Origin of the sequence: Streptomyces sp. NPDC050211, from assembly GCF_040656035.1 — a bacterium.
Taxonomy (GTDB): domain Bacteria; phylum Actinomycetota; class Actinomycetes; order Streptomycetales; family Streptomycetaceae; genus Streptomyces.
In genome coordinates, this window is the sequence record NZ_JBFALC010000169.1 from 1 (window position 1) to 2,179 (window position 2,179).

2 protein-coding genes are annotated in these 2,179 nt (G+C 69.4%); both read right to left on the bottom strand.

All coding sequences use genetic code 11. From position 1 onward, the window contains the following. Nucleotides 1–73: 73 nt before the first annotated feature. A complete protein-coding gene (istB, locus tag AB0I98_RS49745) occupies nucleotides 74–871 on the bottom strand; it encodes an IS21-like element helper ATPase IstB (RefSeq protein WP_362953141.1) in 798 nt (265 codons plus the stop codon). Further along, nucleotides 871–2,118, bottom strand: coding sequence for an IS21 family transposase (gene istA / locus AB0I98_RS49750; RefSeq protein ID WP_362953143.1), 1,248 nt, complete (start codon nucleotides 2,116–2,118; stop codon nucleotides 871–873). Before istA ends, istB begins: the two co-directional genes overlap by 1 nt. Between the last annotated feature and the right edge of the window lie 61 nt (nucleotides 2,119–2,179).

The following is a 2,179-nucleotide window of genomic DNA, read 5'->3' on the forward strand; positions in this document are numbered from 1 at the left end:
TGTCGGTAACGGCTGAATCGTGGACCGGGGGCACCAGATGAAAAGTGGACCTCACGCTGTCAGTTGATGTTGGTCATTCCCCGGTGTTGGCCGTGGGAACCCGTCCGAGGTCGCGGCCGCGCATGCGGTAGCTGTCGCCCTTCAGTGAGATCACTTCGGCGTGGTGGACGAGGCGGTCGATCATCGCGGCGGCGACGGTGTCGTCGCCGAAGACCTCGCCCCAGCGTCCGAAGGGCTTGTTGCTGGTCACGATCACAGAGGCGCGTTCGTAGCGGCCCGAGATGAACTGGAAGAACAAGTTCGCGGCCTCGGGTTCGAAGGGGATGTAGCCGACCTCGTCCACGATGATCAGCGGGATCCGTCCCAGTCGGGTCAACTCGTCGCTGAGTCTGCCCGCTTGGTGGGCTTCGGCGAGGCGGGTGACCCACTGGGCGGCGGTGGCGAAGGCGACCCGGTGGCCGGCCTGGCAGGCCCGGATGCCGAGCCCGGTGGCGAGGTGGGTCTTGCCGGTGCCGGGCGGCCCCAGGAAGATCACGTTCTCCTTGCCGACGACGAAGTCCAGCGTTCCCAGATGGGCGATGACCTCGCGTTTCACGGACCGCTGGTGGTCGAAGTCGAAGTCCTCGAGCGACTTGCGGGAGGGGAAACGGGCCGCACGGATGCGGCCCTCGGCGCCGTGGGAGTCGCGGGCGGCGACCTCCCGCTGCAGGCAGGCGGCCAGATACTCCTCGTGACTCCAGCCCTCGTCACGAGCCCGTTCGGCGAGCCGGGCGGCCGCGTCCCGCAACGCGGGCGCCTTCAACGCCTTGGTCAGATAGACGAGTTCGGAGGAGACGTCACGGCCGTTCGCGGTCTGCGTCGTGGTGGCCATCAGGCGACTCCCTCACCGGTGCTCAGGCCGCCGTCGATGACGCCGAAGATCCGGTCGTAGGTGTCCAGCGGCCGTTGTTCGACTTCGAGTTGGCCGGCCGCAGCGGGCCGTTGCCGGGCCCGTTCGCGGTCGGCTTTCGCGGCGGCCGCGTGGGTGGGGTCGGTGAGGGACTGATGGCGGGCCCAGCAGCGGGCATGCCGGGCGACCTCGGTGCCCTCGCAGAACGCCAGGACCTGGTCCAGGTCGGCCTTGACCTCGATGCGGCGGCCGATGGCCAGCGGATGGACGGAGTAGTCGTTGGTGTCGATACGGACGTAGTGGTCGCGCGGCAGGCGCAGGCTGGATCGCCACCAGCCCGGCGGATCGACCGGCGGCAGGGTCAGCATGCGGGCCTTGTCCGCCTCGATCCGTTCGGACGGGCGGGCCTGCAGGGTGCGGTGCAGGCGCCGGTTGGCCTTGGCCAGCCAGTCCGCGAGCTGGATGTTGAAGTCGGTCGGCGAGGCGAAGACGCGTCCGGGCAGGAAGCTGGTCTCCAGATAGCCGTTGGCCCGCTCGACCAGGCCCTTGGCCTCCGGGTCGCCGGGTCGGCACTGGATGATGCGGATGCCCAGCAGTCCCGCGAACGCCGCGAAGTCCTCGGTCAGCTGGGGACTGCCGCCCCGCCAGGAGCCGACCGCGGCCTCGTTGTCCCAGACCAGAGCCTTCGGGACGGCTCCGAGCCCGGTCAAAAGCCGCCAGTGCCCGGCGATCAGGTCGGCTGCGGCCTTGCTCGGCAGCATCCGAGCCATGATCCATCGCGAGTAGCCGGCCACCATCACCAGCACCGGCGGACAGCCCGTCTGCCCGAACCCCAGCGGGATCGCCGAGGGCGGGAACCACAGGTCGCACTGCACCAGTTCGCCGGGCTCGTAGACCGTCCGGGAGGCCGGATCTGCCGGCAGGTAGTCGAGCTTGAGCTCACGGACCCGATCCCGCAGCACGGTCATGCCGTGCTGCCAGCCGATCCGTTCGGCCACCACGGTCGCTGGCATGTCCGGCCACACCTCGAGCAGTTCGCGGATCTTCGGCTCGGCCGCATCCACGATCGACCCCTTCGGCGCCCGCTCGTACTTCGGCGGCCGGTCGCTGGCCACCGCCCGGCGCACCGTGGTCCGAGAGATTCCCAACTTCCGTGCGATCGCCCGGATCGGCATCTGCTCGGCCCGGTGCAACCGGCGGATCTCCGCCCAGTCCTCCACGCTGATCACCCATCCTCCCGGCCTGACTCAACGAGTCAGGCCGCCAAGGAGGGCCACAATTCATCCGGTG

Coding starts and splice junctions, on each gene's coding strand:
- istB (WP_362953141.1), bottom strand. CDS start 871: ATGGCCACCACGACGCAGACCGCGAACGGCCGTGACGTCTCCTCCGAA.